Source organism: Neisseria sp. WLZKY-1 (assembly GCF_046546535.1).
Lineage (GTDB): Bacteria > Pseudomonadota > Gammaproteobacteria > Burkholderiales > Neisseriaceae > Neisseria.
The window spans coordinates 17,615-38,237 of sequence record NZ_JBKGTW010000018.1 but is presented as its reverse complement, the minus strand read 5'-3'; the positions used below and the strand labels follow the sequence as shown (position 1 = coordinate 38,237).

General features: G+C 61.4%; 21 protein-coding genes and 1 tRNA gene. 7 read left to right on the top strand and 15 right to left on the bottom strand.

From position 1 onward, the window contains the following. Positions 1–5,847 (bottom strand): phage tail protein (locus ACLD9W_RS06515; RefSeq protein WP_410841263.1); only part of this gene is annotated, 5,847 nt, incomplete at its 3' end. A 102-nt stretch (positions 5,848–5,949) separates the two neighbouring features. Here ACLD9W_RS06515 and ACLD9W_RS06510 point away from each other — a divergent pair. Beyond that, entirely contained in the window at positions 5,950–6,198 is a 249-nt protein-coding gene (locus ACLD9W_RS06510; protein ID WP_338195180.1) for a type II toxin-antitoxin system RelE/ParE family toxin, read from the top strand. Continuing rightward, a complete protein-coding gene (locus tag ACLD9W_RS06505) occupies positions 6,182–6,517 on the top strand; it encodes a helix-turn-helix transcriptional regulator (protein ID WP_338195177.1) in 336 nt (111 codons plus the stop codon). The genes ACLD9W_RS06510 and ACLD9W_RS06505 overlap by 17 nt, the downstream gene beginning before the upstream one ends. Positions 6,518–6,547: 30 nt before the next feature. Here ACLD9W_RS06505 and ACLD9W_RS06500 read toward each other — a convergent pair whose 3' ends face one another. From ACLD9W_RS06500 to ACLD9W_RS06480, 5 genes are all read right to left on the bottom strand, one after another. Next, a complete protein-coding gene (locus tag ACLD9W_RS06500; protein ID WP_410841262.1) occupies positions 6,548–7,348 on the bottom strand; it encodes a tail assembly protein in 801 nt (266 codons plus the stop codon). Next, positions 7,345–8,061 carry a C40 family peptidase gene (locus ACLD9W_RS06495; RefSeq protein WP_410841261.1) on the bottom strand — a complete coding sequence of 239 codons (717 nt, stop codon included), beginning with the start codon at positions 8,059–8,061 and terminating at the stop codon, positions 7,345–7,347. Before ACLD9W_RS06495 ends, ACLD9W_RS06500 begins: the two co-directional genes overlap by 4 nt. Further along, on the bottom strand, positions 8,058–8,783 hold the full coding sequence (locus ACLD9W_RS06490) for a phage minor tail protein L (protein WP_410841260.1): 726 nt from the start codon (positions 8,781–8,783) through the stop codon (positions 8,058–8,060). Before ACLD9W_RS06490 ends, ACLD9W_RS06495 begins: the two co-directional genes overlap by 4 nt. After that, on the bottom strand, positions 8,780–9,118 hold the full coding sequence (locus ACLD9W_RS06485; RefSeq protein ID WP_410841259.1) for a phage tail protein: 339 nt from the start codon (positions 9,116–9,118) through the stop codon (positions 8,780–8,782). Before ACLD9W_RS06485 ends, ACLD9W_RS06490 begins: the two co-directional genes overlap by 4 nt. Before the next feature lie 63 nt (positions 9,119–9,181). Beyond that, complete coding sequence (locus tag ACLD9W_RS06480; protein ID WP_410841258.1) at positions 9,182–12,709, bottom strand: tape measure protein; 3,528 nt, start codon at positions 12,707–12,709, stop codon at positions 9,182–9,184. 113 nt (positions 12,710–12,822) lie between these two features. Between ACLD9W_RS06480 and ACLD9W_RS06475 the strand changes: the two genes are divergently transcribed. Further along, the gene (locus ACLD9W_RS06475) at positions 12,823–13,101 is read left to right on the top strand and encodes a type II toxin-antitoxin system RelE/ParE family toxin (RefSeq protein WP_338195158.1); all 279 of its coding nucleotides are present in this window, start codon (positions 12,823–12,825) and stop codon (positions 13,099–13,101) included. Positions 13,102–13,111: 10 nt separating this feature from the next. Beyond that, complete coding sequence (locus ACLD9W_RS06470; protein WP_410841257.1) at positions 13,112–13,393, top strand: HigA family addiction module antitoxin; 282 nt, start codon at positions 13,112–13,114, stop codon at positions 13,391–13,393. Between the two features lie 36 nt (positions 13,394–13,429). Here ACLD9W_RS06470 and ACLD9W_RS06465 read toward each other — a convergent pair whose 3' ends face one another. From ACLD9W_RS06465 to ACLD9W_RS06445, 5 genes are all read right to left on the bottom strand, one after another. Then, on the bottom strand, positions 13,430–13,555 hold the full coding sequence (locus ACLD9W_RS06465) for a hypothetical protein (RefSeq protein ID WP_410841256.1): 126 nt from the start codon (positions 13,553–13,555) through the stop codon (positions 13,430–13,432). 98 nt (positions 13,556–13,653) lie between these two features. Next, positions 13,654–14,136: a hypothetical protein gene (locus tag ACLD9W_RS06460; protein ID WP_410841255.1), complete on the bottom strand. Its 483-nt coding sequence runs from the start codon at positions 14,134–14,136 to the stop codon at positions 13,654–13,656. A 12-nt stretch (positions 14,137–14,148) separates the two neighbouring features. Next, complete coding sequence (locus tag ACLD9W_RS06455; RefSeq protein ID WP_410841254.1) at positions 14,149–15,060, bottom strand: phage tail tube protein; 912 nt, start codon at positions 15,058–15,060, stop codon at positions 14,149–14,151. Between the two features lie 63 nt (positions 15,061–15,123). After that, complete coding sequence (locus tag ACLD9W_RS06450) at positions 15,124–15,525, bottom strand: phage tail terminator-like protein (protein WP_338195142.1); 402 nt, start codon at positions 15,523–15,525, stop codon at positions 15,124–15,126. After that, positions 15,522–15,902 carry a hypothetical protein gene (locus ACLD9W_RS06445; protein WP_410841253.1) on the bottom strand — a complete coding sequence of 127 codons (381 nt, stop codon included), beginning with the start codon at positions 15,900–15,902 and terminating at the stop codon, positions 15,522–15,524. The genes ACLD9W_RS06450 and ACLD9W_RS06445 overlap by 4 nt, the downstream gene beginning before the upstream one ends. A 46-nt stretch (positions 15,903–15,948) precedes the next feature. Between ACLD9W_RS06445 and ACLD9W_RS06440 the strand changes: the two genes are divergently transcribed. Next, positions 15,949–16,764 (top strand): hypothetical protein, encoded by an 816-nt coding sequence (locus ACLD9W_RS06440; protein WP_410841252.1) that lies wholly within the window; start codon positions 15,949–15,951, stop codon positions 16,762–16,764. A 122-nt stretch (positions 16,765–16,886) separates the two neighbouring features. Here ACLD9W_RS06440 and ACLD9W_RS06435 read toward each other — a convergent pair whose 3' ends face one another. From ACLD9W_RS06435 to ACLD9W_RS06425, 3 genes are all read right to left on the bottom strand, one after another. After that, positions 16,887–17,864, bottom strand: a complete 978-nt coding sequence (locus ACLD9W_RS06435; RefSeq protein ID WP_410841251.1) for a major capsid protein — start codon at positions 17,862–17,864, stop codon at positions 16,887–16,889. A gap of 34 nt (positions 17,865–17,898) precedes the next feature. After that, complete coding sequence (locus tag ACLD9W_RS06430; protein WP_410841250.1) at positions 17,899–18,666, bottom strand: hypothetical protein; 768 nt, start codon at positions 18,664–18,666, stop codon at positions 17,899–17,901. A gap of 125 nt (positions 18,667–18,791) precedes the next feature. Beyond that, complete coding sequence (locus ACLD9W_RS06425; RefSeq protein ID WP_410841249.1) at positions 18,792–19,565, bottom strand: minor capsid protein; 774 nt, start codon at positions 19,563–19,565, stop codon at positions 18,792–18,794. A gap of 48 nt (positions 19,566–19,613) precedes the next feature. Between ACLD9W_RS06425 and ACLD9W_RS06420 the strand changes: the two genes are divergently transcribed. Together ACLD9W_RS06420 and ACLD9W_RS06415 are read left to right on the top strand one after the other, a co-directional pair. Then, on the top strand, positions 19,614–19,820 hold the full coding sequence (locus ACLD9W_RS06420; protein ID WP_410841248.1) for a hypothetical protein: 207 nt from the start codon (positions 19,614–19,616) through the stop codon (positions 19,818–19,820). Beyond that, positions 19,778–20,119 (top strand): hypothetical protein, encoded by a 342-nt coding sequence (locus ACLD9W_RS06415; RefSeq protein WP_410841247.1) that lies wholly within the window; start codon positions 19,778–19,780, stop codon positions 20,117–20,119. Before ACLD9W_RS06420 ends, ACLD9W_RS06415 begins: the two co-directional genes overlap by 43 nt. A 340-nt stretch (positions 20,120–20,459) precedes the next feature. Here ACLD9W_RS06415 and ACLD9W_RS06410 read toward each other — a convergent pair. Beyond that, positions 20,460–20,535, bottom strand: a tRNA-Glu gene (locus tag ACLD9W_RS06410). Positions 20,536–20,623 lie beyond the last annotated feature (88 nt).

The window sequence follows — 20,623 nt, the reverse complement described above, 5'->3', positions numbered from 1 at the left end:
AAAGCAGACAATATCCTCGTCAGGCTGCGTTTTCCCGCCGCTGAAAGTCACACGGATATCATGCTCCCTGCCTGAGTCCAGTGCCAAACTGGAAACAAGATTGGCTCGGTTGTCGACATAAGCGTGACGATGTATCAATCTGCCATCATTAGAAACTTCCGAAAATGTACCGGTGTACTGCGGATGCACTTCGCGGCGAACCCTCGTCTGTCCGTTCAGGCTGATTTCCACCAGTACCGCATGGCTGCCAGCCTCATTGACTACTTGCGACACAAAACCCGACGCCGTCACCTGCAAAGACAAAAACGTCAGCAGACGGGGGAACGGAACGGTGCCCAAGTGCAGCGTGTAGCCGTCACGTCCCTGCGGCAGATGATACATTTTCAGCACGTCCCCTTCGATTTTGTCCGCCTTCACCGTCCCTTCAAAACGTCCGTTTTTCGCATACAGATTCCCCCGCGCGTCCACGGTAAAGCTGCCGTTGCCGTTGTTAATACTCACGCTGTTTAGGCTACCTGCCGTCACATTGCCCAAGTTGGCCGAAATGGCAGAGAGAGTAGAAGTTTGAATGTGCTTTGCCTGCACTGTCCCGTCGGCAATCAAATCCCCCGACAAAGCCACCTTGCCACGGGTAACGGTAAACATCGGCCGGATTTGCTTGGTCGTCGGCTCGATAACGGCGAACTTGTCCGCCCAAACCAGCACTTCGCTTTCCGCCGTTTGGCCGTCCGCGCCCTGCGTAATGCCTGCGAACACCTTGCGGCCTCTGGCGATGGTTTCGGTTTTGATGCCGTGCATCGCCTGCACCTTGCCGTCCAGCGTAGTCAGCGCTTTCGACGTCGTTTCCACCGTGGCGGCGGCTTTGCCCAGCTTGGCGGTCAGCTTCTTCTTATCCTCAGCCTCTGCCTTCTTCTCGTTGGCGTAGGTCGACTGAAACCTCTCGATATCCGCTTGCGCCTTGCGTGCCAGCCTGTCCGTCTCCTCGGCGAGTTTCCTCACCGCATCGGCCTTGGCCTGCGCCCCGTCAACGGTTTCGTCCTGCACCCAGTCCGTCCATTGGTCTTTGGTGTAGGTGCGCGTCTCGTGCGTATAAACCACGTCGGACTTGCGCCGCCACACAGTACCGTCGGACAAAGAGGCCGTCTGAAAGGCTTCCCCTCCCGTCGGGTTTTCAAACGGCACGCGCGTTTCCAGCGCGGCGAAGCCGTCCCTGCCGACGCCGCCGCGCAAACCGATAACGGCGGCCGTCTTAAACTCGGTCACCGTCTGGCGTTTGTAGTTCTGCCAGTACCAAGACGGCGGCTGATTGTCGTTGCGCGTATCGGGTACTTGGAACTTGGCCGACATCGTTTTTTGCACGATGGCCTCCGCCTGCGCCACCGTGACACTGGTCTGTTCCAAACGACTGATTTTTGCCTCGGCGGCGGCATTCAGACCGTCGGCATACGCCTTGGCATCGGCCAGTGCCTTGTCGGCTTTGGCCTTGGCGTCGGCGGCCGCCTGCTGTTTGACCACGGCATCCTTTGCCGCTGCGTCGGCTATTGCCTGCGCCTTGGCTGCATCGGCCTTGCTCTGCGCGTCGCCCGCCGCTGCGGCAACTGCTGCCGCCTTGGCCGTGTCGGCTTTGGCCTGCGCCGCCCGTTCCGCAGCGGCAAGGGCTGCCGCCTTGGCGGCATCGGCCTTATCCTGCGCCGTCTGCGCCGCCGCCGTCACGGCTGCCACCTTGGCCCTGTCCGCCGCCGCCAGCCATCTGCTTTCCAAAGCCGTCTGCGCGATGGAGGCCACTTCCGTCTTGTCGGCTTTGGCGGATTTCAAGGAGGTAATCTGCGACGTATTGCCCGCAACCTGCGCCTTGGCGGTTTTCAGCTCTTCGGCAACGGCTTTGTCACGCTCTGCCGCCGTCCGTTTGTAGCCGCTAAAGTCGGCCTCCGTCCGTTCGGCAAGGGTTTTGGCCGCATCGGCGATTTTCTTCACCGCATCGGCCTTGGCCTGCGCTCCGCCCACTGTCTCGTCCTGCTGCCAGTCCGTCCAAGCGTCGCGGGAGTAGGTGCTCGTCGCGAGTATATAAGACACATCCGACTTGCGCCGCCACACCGTGCCGTCAGACAAAGAGGCCGTCTGAAAGACCTGACCACCCGTCGGGTTTGTAAACGGCACGGAGGTTTCCATAACACAAAAAGCGTTATTGCCCACGCCGCCGCGCAAACCGAGAACGGAAGCTTTCTTAAACTCCGTCACGTTTTGACGCGGGTAGTTTTCCCAGTACCAAGAGGGCGGCTGATTGTCGTCGCGCGTATCAGGCACTTGGAACTTGGCCGACAACGTGCTTTGTGCGATGGCCTCCGCCTGCTGCCGCGTGACACTGGTCTGTTTCAGATTCGTCACGTCCGCCGCGATACGCTCTGCCGTCTCGCCGACGTCTTCGGGCGCGGGCGTCCAGTCTGTCCCCATCGTGCCGCGTTCCAGCTTGATGCGGCTGATGCGGCTTGTAGACGCACCACTGTTCGGGAAAAAGTAGACATTCAGATGGGAGTTGTTAGCATATTCACCCACACCATCGCCGTCAGTGGGTAACGCCCACTTGCCCGCGCCGCGCCAGAGGCCGTCTGAAACCTTAGTCAAGTTAAACAGCAGTCCTAAGCCACGCGAGTTGTATATGCCGACCCCCGTCCTGTCCGCGCCAAGCTCACCCCACAAAGTGACGGTGACATCTTCGCCGACGGCGGGGGCTTCGGCCAGCGCAAAGCGGGCGAGATAGTCGTAACCCGCATCGGGCGCGGACTGTTTGAGCAGATTGCGCCCGCCCACGGAAAGGTTGCCCAGCCGCGCGGTGAGGTTGTCCACCGCCTGTACGCGGGCGCGGTCGGCCTGCGCCACGCTTTCGCGCAGGCTTGTAATACTGCCCTCGGCCTGCCCCATGCGCGTGTTCAAAGCGGCGGTTTCGGCGGCGCGGGTTTTGTCCTTGTCCGCCAGCGTGCTTTGCTCGCGCGTGATGCCTGCGATTTGCCCGTCCAGCTTCGCCGCCAGCGACTGCCGTGCCTGCGCCTCGGCCTTGTCGCCGTCGGCGCGGGCTTTCTTTTCAAGCTCCAAACCTGCGGCGGTCTTACCCTGCGCAGCGGTGACGGTTTGGATTTGCGTTGCCTGCGTATTGTTCACCGTCTCGACAGACGTGATTTTCGTCCCCAGCTCGCGCGATTTGGCTGCCAAATCGTCGGCGGCGGTTTTGGCGGCCGTCCGAATATCGCGGCTGCGGGCTTCGGCTTCACCTGCCAGAGCCTGCCGCCGTGCGGCGGCTTCGTCGGCAAGGGCTTTCATCCGTGCGGCGGCTTCTGCGGCCGTTTTTTTGCCTGCCTCGGCAAGGGCGGCGTTTTTACCGGCTTCGATTTTGCCGTCCAGCAGATCTTTCAGACTCTGCGACAGACTGCTCTCGGTAATCTGCTTCTCAATCAGCTTCACCAGCGGCGCGGGGTTCGGGTCGGACGTGCCGCGCACGGGGGCGGTAAATTCCCCCGTATTGCCCGCCGCATCGCGCACGCGCAGCCAAAACCAAAATTCGTCCGCCGCGCCGACGCCCGTCAGCGTGTAAGTGTTCTGCGGGTAGGGCAGTTCGGCCAGTTTCTGCGCTTTGGACAAATCGGCGGTTCTGCCGTAGCGGATTTCCACCGCCAACTCGTCGACCACCGTCTGCGGCCATGTCCACACAAGGTCTACCGCCAGCGTTTTGCCCACGGTACGCACGGCGCTGATTTCGTAGTCCAGCGTCCACGCTCTAACCAGCGGCTCGGAATAGACGCCGCGTGCGTTGCGGCCGCGTATTTCGGCGCGGTAGCTGCCTTTGGGCAGGCCGTGCAGCACGATTTCCGCCGACGCCGCATCGGGAATATGGCGGTAAAGTTTGCCGTCGCGGTAGATTTTGATGTCGTAGGACAGCACCTGTCCGTCCGCCGTCAGATTGTCCCATGTCAGCGTCACCTTGCCGCCGCCCGCATGCAGCGACGGATTCGCCAGCAGCGGATCGGCGCGGCGCAGGCTGTGCACTTCGCGCGAAAAATCGGCCGAAGTGTCCACCGCCGCATATTTGGCCGGGTCGTGCAGCAGGGCGGTGACGGTGTAAGTGCCGCCTTCCGTATTCTCTTTGATACCGACACAGCGGAACAGGCGCGGCTTGACCCTGCCCGACAAAATCCACACGTCTCCCTCCGCTACGGCGGGGGCGGCGTCCAAAACCAACGTATCGGGCGCAGGCTGCGCCGTCACCTTCGCCGACACGATGCCGTCCGCCGAGGGTAGGCGCAGCATAGAGCCGACGGCGGTTTTCACCGGCCTGTCCAGCGTCGCCGTGCCGCCCGACACCGATTTCAGACGGCCTGACAGCTCTGCGCCCGCATAATCGTTGTCCACCACCTGCACAATGTCCCACGGCAGATGCTTCAAACCCTCGCGGCCGACGGCAAACGTCACCGTATTCTGCTGGCGCAGCTCCGTTTGCAGCGTCCATTGCGCAAAGCGCACCGCCTGGCCGCGCGAATCGCAGCCGAAAGCCGTCACCTGCTTGATGTTCAGGCCGTAGCGGGCGACGGCTTCGTCGTCGGCAACGTATTCCGTTTTGGCGCGGTAGCTGTCGTTTTTGTCGAGATACTGCACCTGCACGGCGGTGTGGATGCTTTTCAAAGCCGCGCTGCCGTAGGAAAACTGCCCGTCCAGCACATTGGCATTGGTATAGAGCGCGATGGGGTCGGCGTCCAAATCGGCCACGACGGACAGCCGCTCACCGTTCCACAGCGGCAGGCCGCAAAACACACTGCACAAAGTCTGCAACAGCTCGCCCGCCTGCTTCATATCGGTGATATAGGCATTGCACACATAGCGCGGCTCCCGCCCGCCGAAGCCGTCCGGCACAAGATCGTCGCAGTAGCGGCCGATTTCATACAGCGCCCACTTGTCGATCTGACCCGGCAACAGCCGCCGCGCCAGCGTCGAATAGCGCGGCCGCGTCAACAGGTCATAAAACACCCATGCCGGATTGTTCGTCCACGCCGTTTTGAAACTGCCGTCCCAAATGCCCGCGTAGCTTCTCGTCTCCGGGTCGTAGTTCGACGGCACCTGCAACAGCAGCCCGCGAATCAGGAAATTGCGGCGTGGAACGCTGCTACCGAACTGGTCGGAATCGATGTGCAGCGCGGCAAAGGCCGTGTGCGGATAACACAGGCGCGCATCAACGATTTCCACAAAAGACGCAAAAAACGTATTGTTCGACACCTTGTCGCTCGTGCTGTCGGGCGTATTGCGCGACACCCGCACCGTAAACGGCACGGAAGGCAGCTTGTCGAACACCGCGTCCTGATAATATGCACCGCTGCCTTTTTCCGTGAAACGCACCTGCTGCGACACACTGCCCGACTTGCCCGCCAGCGTCACCGTCAGCGACGTGTCCGCCGCCAGCGTATCGCCGTTGTCGTTCACCCGTGCATTGCGCTCCACCCCCACCGTCACCCGCAGGCGCGAAACCAGCGGGTCGGACACCGAACGCACCACCGGCGTACTGTACTTCACCGCCGCCGACACCGACACCGTCCGCTCCGACGCATCGAAGCCCGGAACGTAGGACTGATCGGGCGTGCCGCGCTGGAAAAAGCCTGTGATGCCCTTGAAATTGAACGAACCGTCGGCGTTCTGTACCACCGTATCGTTCAGGAACACCGACTTGAAGGGCGCATCCTGCCCGTTGGCAAAACCCGCGATTTCCCCCTCGGAAACCACATCGATGATTTTTAAAGACTGTGCCGAAGACAAAGAGTTCGGCGCTTCATAGGGCACATGCTGCCCGCCGCCCGACTTGCCGCCCATAGCGTATCCTTCCGTTTCGCAAACACAAAGGCCGTCTGAAAATTTCAGACGGCTTAAACTTATTTTATTGACTAAAACTTATAAAATACTTATAATAAACCCATGAACAAAATCGTCTACCGCCCCAAAGCTGCCAAACAGCTGCGGAAAATACCCGAGCAGCAGCAGATACGCGCCAAAATCAAAGGATTGGCCGCCATGCCCAACTGCACCGGCGTCAAGGCTTTATCCAACCATATCCACCAATACCGCCTGCGCGTCGGCAACTACCGCGTATTTTTCAATTTCGACGGCACGGTACACATCGTCAGCATAGAAGAGGTTAAAAAACGAGATGAAAACACCTACTGATTACCAAATCATCCGCGACGCGGCAGGCAACCCCGCCTTTGCCGTTGTCCCGTTCGCCGATTTCCAACGCCTGCTCCATCCCGTCGATGCAGAAGGCGGCATCCCCGCCGAAGTGGTCGATTTGTCGTTTGACAAAGGTTGGACGCCCCTGCGCGCATGGCGCGAATACCTAGGGCTGACACAGGCCGAAGCGGCGGAAAAAGCGGGTATCAGCCAGTCGGCCTATTCGCAGCACGAAAACAGCGCCACACTGCGCAAATCCACTCGCGCCAAACTCGCCGCCGCCTTGGGAATTTACGCCGAACAACTCGATTTCTGAACAAAGGCCGTCTGAAATTTCAGACGGCCTCTACTCTTTCACATACTCCGCCGTGTAGTTCCGCGCCCTCACCGAATCGTCGGCGAAGTCCGTATTGTATTTTTGCCCGTTCGGGGCGGTTGCCGCCACGCCTGCGGCAAACGTGCGCTTCATGCCCAGCGTCAAATCCACCGCCAGCGGGTCGGACGGCGTGCCCGCCTGTTCCGGACGGCGGATGCCCGACCAGCGCGCCAAAAAACCGCCCGGCTGCGCCGCCGCGCCCGTTGCCAGCCGCCGCGACTCCACCCCCTGCGAGGCCACGCGGCTGCCCGTGTAGACCAAACCGTAGGCCAGCGGCACCGGCTGCCCCTGCGCCGCCGTGTTGGCGAGATGGGAAAACGCCGTATTGCGGCTGCTCGCCGCCCCGCTTCTGCCCTGATCGGGCTTGGGCTGCTTTGTCAGCATCTGCGCCACGCCGCCCAACACCATGCCGATGCCCGCACTCGTTACCGCCGACAGCATCGCGCCGCCCGCCGCCCAGCCCAGCGGATTCCACCATGCCACCGCCAAGAGGGCGATACCGGCGACCAACTGCCCGGCCTTACCCGCTCCCGCCGTGCGCGGCACGATATGCAGCACCCCCGAAGCAGGCCGTCTGAACGCATCGTCCAGAGCGTCTTCCCCGTAATCGCGTCCCTGAAAACGCACCTGAAACAACCCGTCGGCTACCTTGCGCCGCAGGCCGCGTATCTGGGCAAACAGCGCGTGCAGCGCCTCGGCGGGCGTGTCGGCGTGCAAATCGAAACGGCGCCCGAACTGTGCCAGAGCGCCATAGAGTCTTACCGTAATCATATTGTCACCGTGTGCATCAAATCGTTTTCCACCGCTTGCACCATCCCTGCCTGCCAGAGCGGATGCCGCCAAACGCTGTGTATGCGTTCGCGCCACCAATCCGTCAGCCTCTCGCGGCGCGAAAGCTGGTTGTAGGCATGGTGCAGAATCCGCCCCTGCCCGAGATACAGCGCCAGATGCGACGGCTTCCCGCCGTGCACCGTCAGCAGCACGTCGCCCGCTTCGAGGCCGTCTGAAACGGCAAAACCGCACGCGGCCAAATGTTCGGGCAGACGGCCGCGTGCCGCATCACCGTCCAAATCCGTGCGCACCCCGTCGGGCAGGTCAATACCCGCCAGCATATAGGCATCGCGTACCAGCGCGCCGCAGTCCGCCGTCCCGTACGCAAACACCCGCCCGCGCAGATGCGGACAACAGCGGAACACCTTCACACGGCCGCCCGTATACAGCACCCACGGCAGGCCGGTGAGTACCTGCGACTGCCTGTCCGCCCCCGACAAAAACGGCTCGCCCTGCGGATGCGAATGGACGATAGCGGCAACATCTTCCCGCCACGCCCGGGGCGCAATCTCAAAGGTTTCAGACGGCTTGTCCGCCACATTGTCCAGCGGCAGATAGCGGCCGTCTGAAAGCACAAAGCCGCAGATTTCCTCCTGCGGCCTGCTTCGCGCATGGGCGGCAATGTCCCGCGCCGTTTGTCCGCACAGCATCATGACGACAACACCTTGTCCGCCGACGGGAAACCGCCGTAGGGCAGCGCCGCCGTTGCGCCGTAACGCGCCATACAGCCCAAGAGCTTGTGGCTGCAATCGTCCTTTTTTGCATCGTCGGTCGGCATATCGAAACGGTCGGCCACGGGACGCCCCGTATAGCCGCACTCCGCGCCGCGATACTGCCACGGACACCTGTCCGCCATCATCAGCCGCGCCGGCACAAGCGCACCGTCCGCCTCCGAAGGCGCGGACAGCTCGAACACCGCCTTTTCCGCCGTCAGCGACACCATCCGCTCGACGACAAAGCACATCCGCACCGCCTGCGACGCATCTGCAGACGGATTCGCCCCTGAAGCAAAATTCGCCGCATCGAGAAACTGCGCGTACACCTGATAGCGCGTCACCGCCGCCCCGACCACACTGCCGTAACTCTCCACCATCCCCGTTACCAAACCGAACAGATTCGACAGCGACAGCGTCGGCCGGTTGCCCGCTCCCTGCGACGAACTTTCAAAGCCCTCCGCATAAACCGGATAAGGCTCGTACGCCTGCCCGGCGAAGATGACCGATCCGTTTTTCTCGTTCACCTGATTGCACAAACGGTAAACCTGCCCGCCCAAGGCACGCAAATCCACCTCCCACAGCTCGACCATCACATCCTGCCGCTGCGCCGACAACGCCTTCAACATCGGCGCCGACAACAAAGCCATACGCGCATTCATGATAAAACCTCCTCAAATGTTGCCGAAATCTTCCACACCGCGCCGCCCAGCGGCTCGCGCCGGTATTCCGACACCTTCACCAACAAACGCGCCTCCGAGGGCAGCGGACGGAACCAAAACGCCTCCACCCCGCGCATCGAATCGAAAAACGCCGCGATTTCGTCAATCACCGGCTTCATATCCGTCTTCGACACCTCCCAAGAGCGCCGCGACGGACGCAGAAACTTCGGCTGCCGCTGCTCGTAGCCGCCGCCGAACTGCACCGTGCGCACATCGAACACCGTCTTGACCGAAGTGCCGGACACATCGACCGGCCAGTCAAACGACCTTGCCATAAAACCTCCGCAACAAAACAGGCCGTCTGAAACATTCAGACGGCCTCACACTTTCAGACGGCCTCAAGCTCGAATAGCCTGATAAATCGCCCCGCCCGGACGCAGACTGTTCCCCACCTCCGTGCGCGCCGCATTGACCGCGATTTCCCGCACCGCCTTCAACACCCCGGCGTGCGCACCGTCTTCCGCATCCTGCCGTACATTATCTCCGCCGCCCTGCACATTCACCGTTACCGAGATATTCGTATTCTGCGCCACGGCCTGACGGTTTAACGCGGCGGCAACGGGAGAGGGCAGCCCGACCGTGCCGCCGTCGGCAAAACCGCGCAGCCGCAGCCGCTCCACCGCCCGCACCCCGCCGTGGCGGCGCACGTCCGCCTGCGAAAAAACCACCTCGCCGCGATGGACGATGCCCGCAGGCTCATACTTGCCGCCGCCGCCCGTATAGCCGCCCGTACTGCCCGCAAGGCCGTACAGCCCGACCGTGCCGCCGTCGGCAAACTTGCCGGTCAAAACCCGCCCGACAGAAGCGAGAAAGGGCGAAGACGACCCCGCCAGCGCATTGCCGCCCGCCTTCATCGCGTTGAGAATGGCCATCTTCACCATCATGCGCGAAATGTCCTGCAAAACCGAAACCGTCAGACTGCGGAAATCCAGCTTGCCCGTAGCGACAAAATCCGCCAGTGCGTCGCCCATTTTGGCGAAAGACGCCTCAACCTGTTTGGCGACGTTCTCATGCAGCGTACCCAGGCTTTCGACATAGCCGTCTATCCCTGCGGCAATGCCGCCCTGCCAGTCGTTTGCCTTCTCTTCGCGCAGCTTTTGGACAGCCAGCCGCGCCTCTTCCGCCGCCTGCTTCTGCGCCAGCAGGCCGTCGACATAGCCCTGTGACGCCCCGTCCTTCTGCGCCTGCACCACCATCAGATCGTACTTGCGCTCCAGCCGCAGCCGCGCCGTCTCGTCCGCCGTTTTGCCGATTAAATCCAGCTCGAACAAACGGTCGGAAAAATCCCGCTCCGCCTCCTCGGCCAGCTCTTTCAGACGGTCTCTTTCCTCCGCCTCGCGCGAGAGCGCGTCCAGCGTCTCCCGTTTCGCCGCCAACTGCGCCTTTTCCTCTGCTGACAAATCTTTCAGACGGCCTTTTTCCAACTCATAGCCGAACTTCTGCGCCTCGGACAGCAGCCCCACCATATCAATCTGCCGCTGCAAATCTTCCAGCGTCTGCGCGTACAAATCGGGCGGCAGCTCGGCATAGGCTTGGCGCGGGTCGTCCTTAAACTCCCCCCTGCCGCCGTTGAGCCAGTCGAGATTAGCCGACACGCCCGCCCAATGGCCGCGCGTTTCTTTGGGCGCGGCACGCCCCGATTTCAGGCGTTTGAGCGTATTGCCCTCGCCGTGGTTGTAGGCATTGACGGCCAGCTCCACATTACCGTCGAACATTTTCAGCAGATATTTCAGATAACGCGCCGCCCCTTCCGCCGAAGAGCGCACATCATTGACGTTCACTCCCCAATGTTTGGCCGAATCGGGCATAAACTGAAACGCGCCGCGCGCGCCTACGGGCGAAACCGCAGCGGCATTGCCGCGCGATTCCTGCATTTCCAAAGCCGCCAGCAGGTTTTTCGGCAAACCGTGCCGCTGCTCCAGTTCGGCGTAGCGGTGGCGGTGCGCGTGCCCCAGCACCCGCTCCCCCGCGCCGCCGCGCCATAGTTTTTCCGTAGCGGTGATTTTTTTGCGCTTTTCCAGCTCCTTTGTCCGCAGCTTTTCTTCACGGTTGGCGGCCTGCAAACGCTTGCGGTCTTTTTCCTGCCACGCCGCCGCCTGTTTTTCCAACTCGATTTTCTTACGGATTTCGGGAAACGCCTCAAAGGCTTTCAAAGTCGCATCTTCGTCGGCAATACCCTTGCGCACAAACGCCGCTTTGACTTTCGCCATTTCCTTGGCCGTCGCGTCGTCGTAACCCTTTTCGCGGAAGGAAATGTAAGCCGAATTGTCGGCAACGGAATCCGCCCACCGACCTTGCAGCTTTTCCACCTCGGCCACGGCGGCCTTCACTTTTGCCGTGTAGTTCTCCGTTTTCCGGGCAAGCTCGGCAACCCCGTCCGCCGCCTTGCCCGCCGCAGGCTGCAAATCCGCCACCTTGCCGTTCAAAGCGTCCTGCTCCAGCTTCAGATTCGCGCCGACGGTTTTCGCCTGCTCGTATTCCCGTGCCAGCTTCAGAATGCTCTCGCGTGTCGCTTCATTGGCATCCGTGCCGTTGAGCATCGCCGCATTCAAATCCTCCAGCTTGATTTTGCCTTCGGTAAAGCTGCGCATCAGCTCTTCCATGCCCTTCACATGGTCGTAGCCGTAAATCAGGCCTGCTTTGCGTCCCTCCAACTCTTTATTGACATCGGCAATCTTCTCTTTCAGCTCCTCCATTTGCCGCGTTTGGCCTTGGGTGTTGAGCCTCTTATATTCCTCAACCGTCTTGCGCAGCCTGTCGGCATTGATTTCCAAAGCATCGCTGTTGTCGGCCACCGAAGAGGTCAGATACGCATAAGCCCCCGCCGCCGCCCCGGCCGCCAGCACCAAGCCCACCGGCCCCATCAGCAGCGACTGCGTCGCCGCCAGCAGGCCGTTCATCGTCAGCAGCCGCACCGACGTCCCTGCCACCGCCACCTGCGCCGTCACCAGCATACGGACAAACGCAATCCCGCCCGCCGTTGCCGCGCCGAAAGCCAAAGCATCGATATGTTTGCCCGCCGTCAGCAGCATCTCCGCCAGCGCGCGGCTCGCTCCCGTCGTCTTGTCCGCCTCACCGGCAAACTTCGTCAGACTGTCGTTGAACGACTGGAACGCCTGTCCCACCGTCGCCTGCGTCTTGGCAAAGTCCGAGTCCACCGAATCGGAAACCCGCAGCAGCGCCTGCGTCACCGCCTCCGCCGTCAGCTTGCCGTCCGCCGCCATCGCCCGCAGCTCGCCGCGCGACACACCCAGCCCGCGCGCCATCGCGTCCATCACCGCCGGCGTGTTTTCCGCCATCGAATTGAACTCGTCGCCGCGCAGCACACCCGAAGCCAACGCCTGCCCGAACTGCACCATCGCCGCCTGCGCCGCCCCCGCCGACGCGCCCGACAAAGCCACCGCCTTGCCCATCGTCTCCGTCGCACGCGCCACCTGCTCCTGCGACAGCTTCAAACGCTGCGCGTTCTGCGCGAAACGCTGGTACACCTGCACCGTACCTTCCCACGAAGAGCGCGTCCGCTGCGCGATGCGGAACGTCTCCTCCGTTGCCGCATTCAGCCCCTGCTGCGAATCCGTCACCAGCCGCAGACGGTTTTGCAGATTGGTGTAACCGTCCGCCCGCATCACCAAAGCCTGCGCCGCCTGCCAGGTCAGATAGCCCGCCGCCAGCCGCTTCACCGCCTGCGTCATCGCATCCAGCCGCCCCGACTGGTCGGCCGCATCCCTGCCCAACTGCCGCACCTTTTTCGCCGACAACTCCCCGTTCTCCGTCAGCGCGTGCAACTCCTTGGCCAAAGCCGCAACCGTCGTTTTCGCCTGCGACGGGTCGATTTCGATAACCAGACGGGATTTCTGTTCTGCCATATGGGACTCCGGACAAAAAGGCCGCCTGAAAGGTTTCAGACGGCCTCGATAAAACGTATATTGACGCTATACGGATATTACTGTATAGTTACGCTATACAGCAAGGAAACGTCATGATAAAAAGTTTCAAGCACAAAGGCTTGCAGAAATTCTTTGAAACGGGCAGTAAAGCGGGCATACAGGCCGCCCATGCCGCAAAACTTCGCCTGCAACTGACCGCCCTCGACAACGCGGCAAGCCCGCAGGATATGAATACCCCCGCATGGCGGTTGCACCCGTTGACGGGGAATCTGCAAGACCATTGGAGCATTACCGTCAACGGCAACTGGCGGCTGACCTTCAAATTTGAAAACGGCCATGCCGAAATTGTCGATTATCAGGACTATCACTAAGGAAGGCATCATGGAAATGTACAACCCCGCCCATCCGGGCGAAGTGCTGCGCGAATACCTCGGCGAAACCAGCGTCACCGAAGCAGCCCGCCGCCTTGGCGTCACCCGCGCCGCCCTCTCGCGCATCCTCAACGGCAAAGCCGCCGTATCCGCCGACATGGCCGTGCGTCTGTCCGTCCTGCTGGGCACAAGCAGCCGCATGTGGCTGGATATGCAGAGTCGTTACGACCTGTGGCACGCCGAACAAACCCCGCACGACTTCGTCGTCCCTCTGGCCGTACCCTTGGCATAGCAGATTCAGGCCGTCTGAAAGGATTTCAGACGGCCTCTAAACCCCCGCCATCGCCGCATCGTCAATCGCAAACACCGCACGGTTGAGCAAAGCTCGCGATACCGGCACATCCGCGCAATCGGCAAAATCCGCCACATCGCGCAGCGACAACGGCAAAGGCACACCCTGCTCGTAGCGGCGGGCGCGGGCGATTTGCACGTAAGCGGCGACCAGATAATCCGCCAGATACGAATATTCCGGTGCCGCCTCCTGCGGCAGATTCAGGTAGTCGCGGACGTTTTTCCGCTTTTGCGACTGCCCTTGTGCCCGCCACCTGTACCAGGCGACGGCTTTTTTACCGCCTCGTCCTCTTCCTGCCACAACTCCGCCTGCAAAGCCTCCGCCTGCATCTTCGCCCACGACCACAGCACCAGCCCCGTTTTCGACTGCGAAAACACCATACAGGCCGTCTCGGGCGAGTAGGGCAGGGCGTTGCCGTCCGCATCCTCCAAACCCTCCCAGTCCGCCACCAGATAACGCGCCACCGCCTCCGCATCGCGCAACACCCAAGGCTGTGCATCCTCCGCAATCCCCGCAATATCCGAACCCTCCGCGCGCACCGCCAACTGCAAACGCTCCTGCGCCACCTGATAGCGCGGCTCGTCTATCGGACGGATCAGAAAACGCGCCACCACCTCCCCGTCCTGCTCGAAACCGAACCACCTTGCCCCCGCTTCGGGCTTTTTCACAATCTTCAAAGCCATATTCCCACTCCTTTAAGGTTTCGCCACCCGTTTCAACACCGGCGACACATCCTGAACCGTATACTCGAACTGCGTACTCAACAAATCGTCCGCCCCGCCCGAAGGCAGCGAACCCTTCACCGTCACCACCGGCAGCGACAACTCATACTTATTGCCCGCCGCATCGCCAAAGGGAACAACCAAGGCTAGCTTACCGTTGGCAAACTGCTTCTCGTAAATCTCCGCCGACTTCTGCGACCACGCCACCGTAAACGAACCACTGATTGACGCACGGCCTTCCAACTGCTTGCCCGCCGACAAACCCGCACCCAAACACTTCTGCGCCTTCATCCCGTTGTCCAACTCGAACGAAAAGGCCGTCACACAGGCCACCCCGCGCAGCGGCGCACCGTCCAGCGTGATTTCGCCCACCCCGACATTGGTAAACTCCTCCGCCAAAGCCGCAGCGGCCACCGTACCCGCAGGCGCGGCATTAGCCTGCGAACGCTCCAAACCCGCCATCGTGAACTTAAAGGTAATCAGCCCCTCCTCGGGAATGTCCAGCGCGAACTTCGCCACATGCAAACCCTTAAACGTATGGTAATTGCCGATGTCCCGGTAAGCACGCACCGCCGAAAAAGTCTTGCGCACCTCGCCGACCGACAGCGCGTCCGTCTTCCACTCGTTGAAAAATGCCGCCGCCAGCAGCGCGTCATACGTGGCAAACGACGCATTGGCCTCAATATCGCCTGCGATTTCCAAGCCCGTGATATAACTGCCGCGCCCGATGCGCCCGTCAACCACCGTATCCGACTCCGTCTTATTCGGCGCACCGTCCAGCGACAGCGCCTTAAAGGGCAGCGTCGCCCACTTCGGATTGTTCGGCGTCGTACCTGCCGCCGCCTCCGCCACAATATAAAGACTCTGCTTCGCACCCGAACTCATGGGTATTTCCTTTCATAAAAAAACAGTCAAAACAAAGGCCGTCTGAAAGTCCCGTTTGGGTTTTCAGACGGCCTTAATCAAAAACGGCACGCGCACATTCTTCTGCCACCATAAACCGTCGTCCGACAGCCCCACATCCGCCGTCTCCGCCGCCTGCAACTCAAAGCCCGGTGCGAAATGCCATTCCAGCAGCCGCACCAACGCGCCCGCCGCTTCTTCCAGCGCACCCGTATACTCCGCCGCAGGCGCGAAACACTGCACCGTCACCAGCCCCGTCCGCCGCGTCAGCGGCATATCGCCGAAGCCCGCAAACAAACCCTGCGCCCCGCTGAAGCCCAGCCGCAGCCACAAACCGCGCGGCGGCGAAAACCCCGAACCGTTCGGCACATCCACCGCCGCCTCCGCCACAATGCCCGCCTGCAAAACCAAGGCAGACACCGCCTGCCTGAACTCATATTCCGTCATCTGAATTTCTGCACCGCATAATTGAACGACACCGCATACACCCCGTCCGCCGCCTGCTGCGACCACCCGTTTTCCAGCCGCGCCGCATAAGGCAGATTCGTTTGGATATAGACGGGCGGGAACGCCCCCTTCGGCACACCACGAATCACCGCCGCCCCCGCATCCAGAGTCAGCGTCCCCGTCCTGTCCTCCGCCTCCGTCAGCCCGTAATCAGGTTGCCCCACCGACACCGTATGGCTGCCGCGAAACCGCCCCGTATCCACCGGCGAACGCAGCACCACCGCATTCAGACAGGTCAGAGCAAACGCACGCCAACGCTTTTCCGCTTCCTCTTCGACCAACTCCGCGAACAAATCCGGTTTCCTGTCCCAAGCCATCTCACACCCTCCGGTACTGCACCGTCCACACCGCCCCGACCGGGTCTTGCCGCACCTCGACAATACGGCACGCCCCGTCGCCAAAGTCCAACACATCGTCCTGCCTCGGCGCAACGGCGCATTCCGACTGCAAAACCACCGCCTTGCCGTCAGTCGCCGGAATCCCCAGCGCATTGCGCTCCACCGCCGACCACGACAAACGGCACAACCCGCGCCCACGGTATTCCTCCACCGCCTCCACAAACGTCCCGCGCACCCTGTCCGCCGTTTTCACCGTACGCCGCAGTACAAAATCCTGCACCGCATCGGCCAAAACGCCCGACAAAGCCGCCGCCAGCCGCTCCTGAAGCAAAACCCTCATCACAACCTCGCCAACAACACCGCATTGCCCAAACGTGCACCGTCCAGATACGGTGACAGCAAATCCGCCACCAGCCGCATCCGCCCCGACACCGCCTTGGCCGACGGCGAAAACGACCGGCTCACACTCACACTGTCCGCCCGCACCGTCTCCGCTAACAAACCCGACTGCGTATCCGCATACAACAGCCCCTCATGCGCCATCCGCGCCAACTCCAAAGCCGCCGCCTTCACCCCTTCCGGCACGACATCAAACGGCTTCAAAGCCTGCCGCGACAGCCACAGATTCGCCATCATCGCCGCCCGCTCCCCATCCGCCCCCGCAGGCAGCACCGCCGACACCTCGGCGGCGGAAACAAACACCCTAATCACCGCCGCCGTCCTTTTTCAGACGGCCTTTCACGGCCTGCGGGTCGGGCGGATTCTCATAACCCTCCGGCTGGAACACCGCGTCGATAATCCGATACCCCGCCGCCAGCAAAGCCGCGCGACGCTCCTGTGAAACCGGATGCATCTCGTAAAAAACAGGTTTTTCCATTATGTCGATTCCTTTCGTATTTCCGTATTACAGCCAAAACAAAGGCCGTCTGAAAACTTTCAGACGGCCTCACGCCTTCAAACGACCTATTTGCCCGCGTCGGCCACCGTCAGCACGCCCGCCGTCTGCTTGATGTCCGACGCCACCATCTGCCAGTTCGTGCCGGTAAACAGCTTCGCATCGTCGGGCGACTTGCCGCCGTTGGACTCGTCCCACGAATAGCCCTTCAAGCCCAGCCCGAAGGAATAGTCCACCTGCAAAGTCGTCACAATGCGCTGGTTACCGTTACGCGTTTCCACGTTCGACACCACATCGCCGCCGTCACTCACCACCGCCGCCGAATCCGCCAGCGACAGCACCTTGAACTTCGCCGGAGCGGGCGACTGCGCGGCGGCAAAGAGCGCGGGCGCATCGGTCACAATCACCGCCTTACCCAGCAAATCCACCACCTGCACCGTGCCCGCAAGGAACAACTGCTGCGCGTTGGTCAGATTGCGCTCGATCAGCTTGTGATAGGCCGCGCCGCTCATCACCTGCGCCACCAAATTACCCGAATGGTCGCCGAACTTGGCATGCGCCCCGTTGATGGCGACATAGTCCAAGCCCTTAGTGGCCGACACATCGTTCACCGCCTCCGGCCGGTTGCCGACAGCCGCCGCCAGCGCGCCGATGGCCGTATTCAACTGGTCTTTCAGCATCAGTTCCGCCAAAGAGCGCGACGCCACCGCCACACCCCGCCCCGTCGGCTGCTGCAGCCAAGTCATCTGCGACGGTTCGAACGCAATCGGCCCGATACCGCCCGCGATTTTCACGCTCGAATGCTTCAACTGCGTCAAATCCGTTGCCGCCGCCGCACCGTTCGCACCGTAGCGGTCTACGCGCCGCTGCGCCGCCGACAGCGATTTGAAAAACGACTCCTGCAAAAAGTCGCCCGTAAAGCCCTTGGTCGTCAGACGGATCGCCCCGTTCGACGCCTCGTTGAATTTCTGAATCATCTGCGCCAGCTGCTCGATAGTGGCGGGCATAATGTATTCGTTGAACACCTGCATTTGGTTCAATGCCATGTTTTGTCCTTTCTAAATTTGATTGAAAAAAATTTTAAGAAGCCGGCAGGCCGTATTTCTGCGCGAAATATTCCTCCTGCTCGGCCTGCGTACCGCCCAGCCTGCCTGCCGCGCCGTGCCGCGTACCGCTGCCGCCCGCGCCCGCCCCCTTGGGTTGGGCAAACAGATTCGGCATCCGCTCCTTCAGACCGTCCAGCCACTCGCCCGCCTGCAAAGGGCTTTTGCCGTCCTTGCCGAACACCACGTCGCCGTCCGCATCCAAAGCCACCACATTGCCCTCGTTGTCGGTGACAAACACCCCCTTGGCCAGAGCCTGAATCGCCTCCATGCTCTCCGGCAGCGCGCCTTTCTCGCCCGCCGCCGCCGCCAAAGCCCCGTTCACCGCCAAAGCCGACAACTTCTGCACACGCGCCGACAACGTACCGATTTCCTCGTCCTTGCCCTGCAACTGCTTCTGATGCTCCCCCTTGAGCTTGTCCGTGCGCTTGGCCAACACCTCGTCGATTTTGCCCTCCGCGATCAGCTTCGCCTCCTCGCCGTCGGCAAAATTCTTCAAAATGGCGCGCACCTGCTCCGGGTCGATACCGTCGAACCGCGCCAACTGCTCCTTGAGCTTCTTGTTGTCGCCGATCACCTCGCCGTTCTTCGCCTTCAAACCCGCCGTCTGCTCGGCCACAGCCCGGGCGACCGCCTCGTCCAACTGCGCCTGCGTAAACGTCGCCGCCGCACCGCCCGCGCCGCCCGGCTCCTCACCGGCCTGGCTTTGATAACCGTATTTCAGAAACATATTGCGAAACTTCATAAAAACACCTCGTGTTGCCGCATAGCGGACTTGTTACAGATACAAAAAAAGCAGCCCCAAGCTGCCGACAAAAAAGCCGTCTGTTTTCAGACGGCCTCAAACCTCAAAAACCCTTTCAGACGGCCTCACACACCCGCCTGCCGGAACGCCTCCGGTATCAGCTCCCGCAGCTCGTCCAGCGTGCGCGGACGGAAATTGCGGTCAAGCTGCCAATCCGCGAACTGTTTTGCCGACAGCCCGCCGCGGCGGAACAACGCCCCGCGCGTTTTGCCCAGCACCTCGTCCTGAAACGCCGCAGGCTGTTTTCCCAGCCATTCGTAATAAGACAGGCCGTCTGAAACCGCCCCGCCTGCCGACGCCCGTTTCCCCTGCGCCTCCCGCCCCGCGTATTCCGCTTTCAGAACCAACACAAAAGACGTGCGGCAGTTGATATGGAACGGCGGCCTCGCCCCGCTGTCCACAGGGAACACCCGCCCGTCCAGCGAACGGCACACACTGCTCGTGCGCGAGTCCAGCGTCGCCACCATCCTCACCCCCGCGACAATATCCGCGTTGGCCTCCGCCACCGCCTGCCGCGCCACCGACGACACATGCTGCACCGCCGTCCGCACCAGCGCATCGCCCGAACGCACCGACGCACCGACAATCCCGTCGTTGTAACCCGCCTTCTTCGTCCCGATTACCCGCTGCAGAATCTGCGCATTCGTCAAACCCTGCGCCACACCCTGCCGCACCACGGCGGCAATGCGCGTTTTCTGCGCGTCGGCATAATGGCGGACAAACGGCGCAAGCAGCGGCTCGGAATAAATCCCCTCCACCGCCAGCACCCGTGCGTCCAACAGAGACGACAAAGCCGCCGCCGATACCGTCTTCACATCCGCCGCAACCGCCGCCGCCAATGCTCTGCTCTTTGGTTTGTGGCTGGGTATCGTAATAGGAGGTTTGCCATGACCGAAGCCGCCGCCATCCTCGAAAAACTGAACCAAATCCAGCAAACCCAGCAAAAAAGCTGGCTGGCCGCCCTCACCGAAAAATCCGCTCCGGCACACACTCCGGCGAGTAGCCCGCCGCAAAACAAATCTGCGCCACATCATCATCCGACACCCTGCGCGTGCGCGACGGTGCCGCCGCAGGCTTCTCCAGCCGCAGCATAAAATTCTCCGGCAACAGCCGCCAACGCCTCACCGCCACCGTCAAAACGTGCGACAGCGTATTCCACTCCCGCCGCACCGAGTCCTCACTAATCTGCAAACGGCGCACCCGAGCCCACTCCTCAAACTGCACCTCCGACAAATCCGGCAGCAGCACATCCGCCAGCGGCGTGCGCAAAATCCGCCCGATCAGATTACCCTCCGTCTTCGCCCCGCGCTTGGTCGGCGTTACCTCGGCCAAATACCGCCGCAGCACATCCCCGAACGGAATGCGCGGCGACACCCCCGCCCGCATCGCCTGATACTCCGCCTCCACCTTCGCTGCCCAAGCCTGCGCGTCCGTCTTGCGGTCAAACACCGCCGACTTATTCACCGCAGGCCGCCCGTCCTTAGCTTTGTGGCGCACCTGCGCCAGCCATGTCCCATTTGGTTTTTTGGTAAAAGAGGCCATCCTCATCCTTTCGTCGGTTGCAAACCTGGTTGCAGATAGGTGGCAAAATAGCACAAAAACAGACTAAATCAAAACAAATAAGACCCAAAAAACACACATCGGCAAGGATGCATGAAGCCAATGTAACGCAATGATTCAAATAAATAAAAAAGGATTTTCAGAGCAAATCTGAAAATCCTTTTTGCAAATGCTGGCACGCCCACGGGGATTCGAACCCCGGTTGCCGCCGTGAAAGGGCAGTGTCCTAGGCCTCTAGACGATGGGCGCGTCGCGGGAAGGCGCGCACTATACGGAACAAGGCTGCGGCGGTCAAGCGAAAGGCCGTCTGAAAGCCCTTATGTCCTACCATCTGACG

What these genes read in the sequence shown, in the direction of transcription:
- ACLD9W_RS06510 (WP_338195180.1), top strand. Translation starts at nt 5,950, where the DNA reads ATGAACAAAATCGTCTACCGCCCCAAAGCTGCCAAACAGCTGCGGAAA.
- ACLD9W_RS06505 (WP_338195177.1), top strand. Translation starts at nt 6,182, where the DNA reads ATGAAAACACCTACTGATTACCAAATCATCCGCGACGCGGCAGGCAAC.
- ACLD9W_RS06500 (WP_410841262.1), bottom strand. Translation starts at nt 7,348, where the DNA reads ATGATTACGGTAAGACTCTATGGCGCTCTGGCACAGTTCGGGCGCCGT.
- ACLD9W_RS06495 (WP_410841261.1), bottom strand. Translation starts at nt 8,061, where the DNA reads ATGATGCTGTGCGGACAAACGGCGCGGGACATTGCCGCCCATGCGCGA.
- ACLD9W_RS06490 (WP_410841260.1), bottom strand. Translation starts at nt 8,783, where the DNA reads ATGAATGCGCGTATGGCTTTGTTGTCGGCGCCGATGTTGAAGGCGTTG.
- ACLD9W_RS06485 (WP_410841259.1), bottom strand. Translation starts at nt 9,118, where the DNA reads ATGGCAAGGTCGTTTGACTGGCCGGTCGATGTGTCCGGCACTTCGGTC.
- ACLD9W_RS06480 (WP_410841258.1), bottom strand. Translation starts at nt 12,709, where the DNA reads ATGGCAGAACAGAAATCCCGTCTGGTTATCGAAATCGACCCGTCGCAG.
- ACLD9W_RS06475 (WP_338195158.1), top strand. Translation starts at nt 12,823, where the DNA reads ATGATAAAAAGTTTCAAGCACAAAGGCTTGCAGAAATTCTTTGAAACG.
- ACLD9W_RS06470 (WP_410841257.1), top strand. Translation starts at nt 13,112, where the DNA reads ATGGAAATGTACAACCCCGCCCATCCGGGCGAAGTGCTGCGCGAATAC.
- ACLD9W_RS06460 (WP_410841255.1), bottom strand. Translation starts at nt 14,136, where the DNA reads ATGGCTTTGAAGATTGTGAAAAAGCCCGAAGCGGGGGCAAGGTGGTTC.
- ACLD9W_RS06455 (WP_410841254.1), bottom strand. Translation starts at nt 15,060, where the DNA reads ATGAGTTCGGGTGCGAAGCAGAGTCTTTATATTGTGGCGGAGGCGGCG.
- ACLD9W_RS06450 (WP_338195142.1), bottom strand. Translation starts at nt 15,525, where the DNA reads ATGACGGAATATGAGTTCAGGCAGGCGGTGTCTGCCTTGGTTTTGCAG.
- ACLD9W_RS06445 (WP_410841253.1), bottom strand. Translation starts at nt 15,902, where the DNA reads ATGGCTTGGGACAGGAAACCGGATTTGTTCGCGGAGTTGGTCGAAGAG.
- ACLD9W_RS06435 (WP_410841251.1), bottom strand. Translation starts at nt 17,864, where the DNA reads ATGGCATTGAACCAAATGCAGGTGTTCAACGAATACATTATGCCCGCC.
- ACLD9W_RS06430 (WP_410841250.1), bottom strand. Translation starts at nt 18,666, where the DNA reads ATGAAGTTTCGCAATATGTTTCTGAAATACGGTTATCAAAGCCAGGCC.
- ACLD9W_RS06420 (WP_410841248.1), top strand. Translation starts at nt 19,614, where the DNA reads ATGACCGAAGCCGCCGCCATCCTCGAAAAACTGAACCAAATCCAGCAA.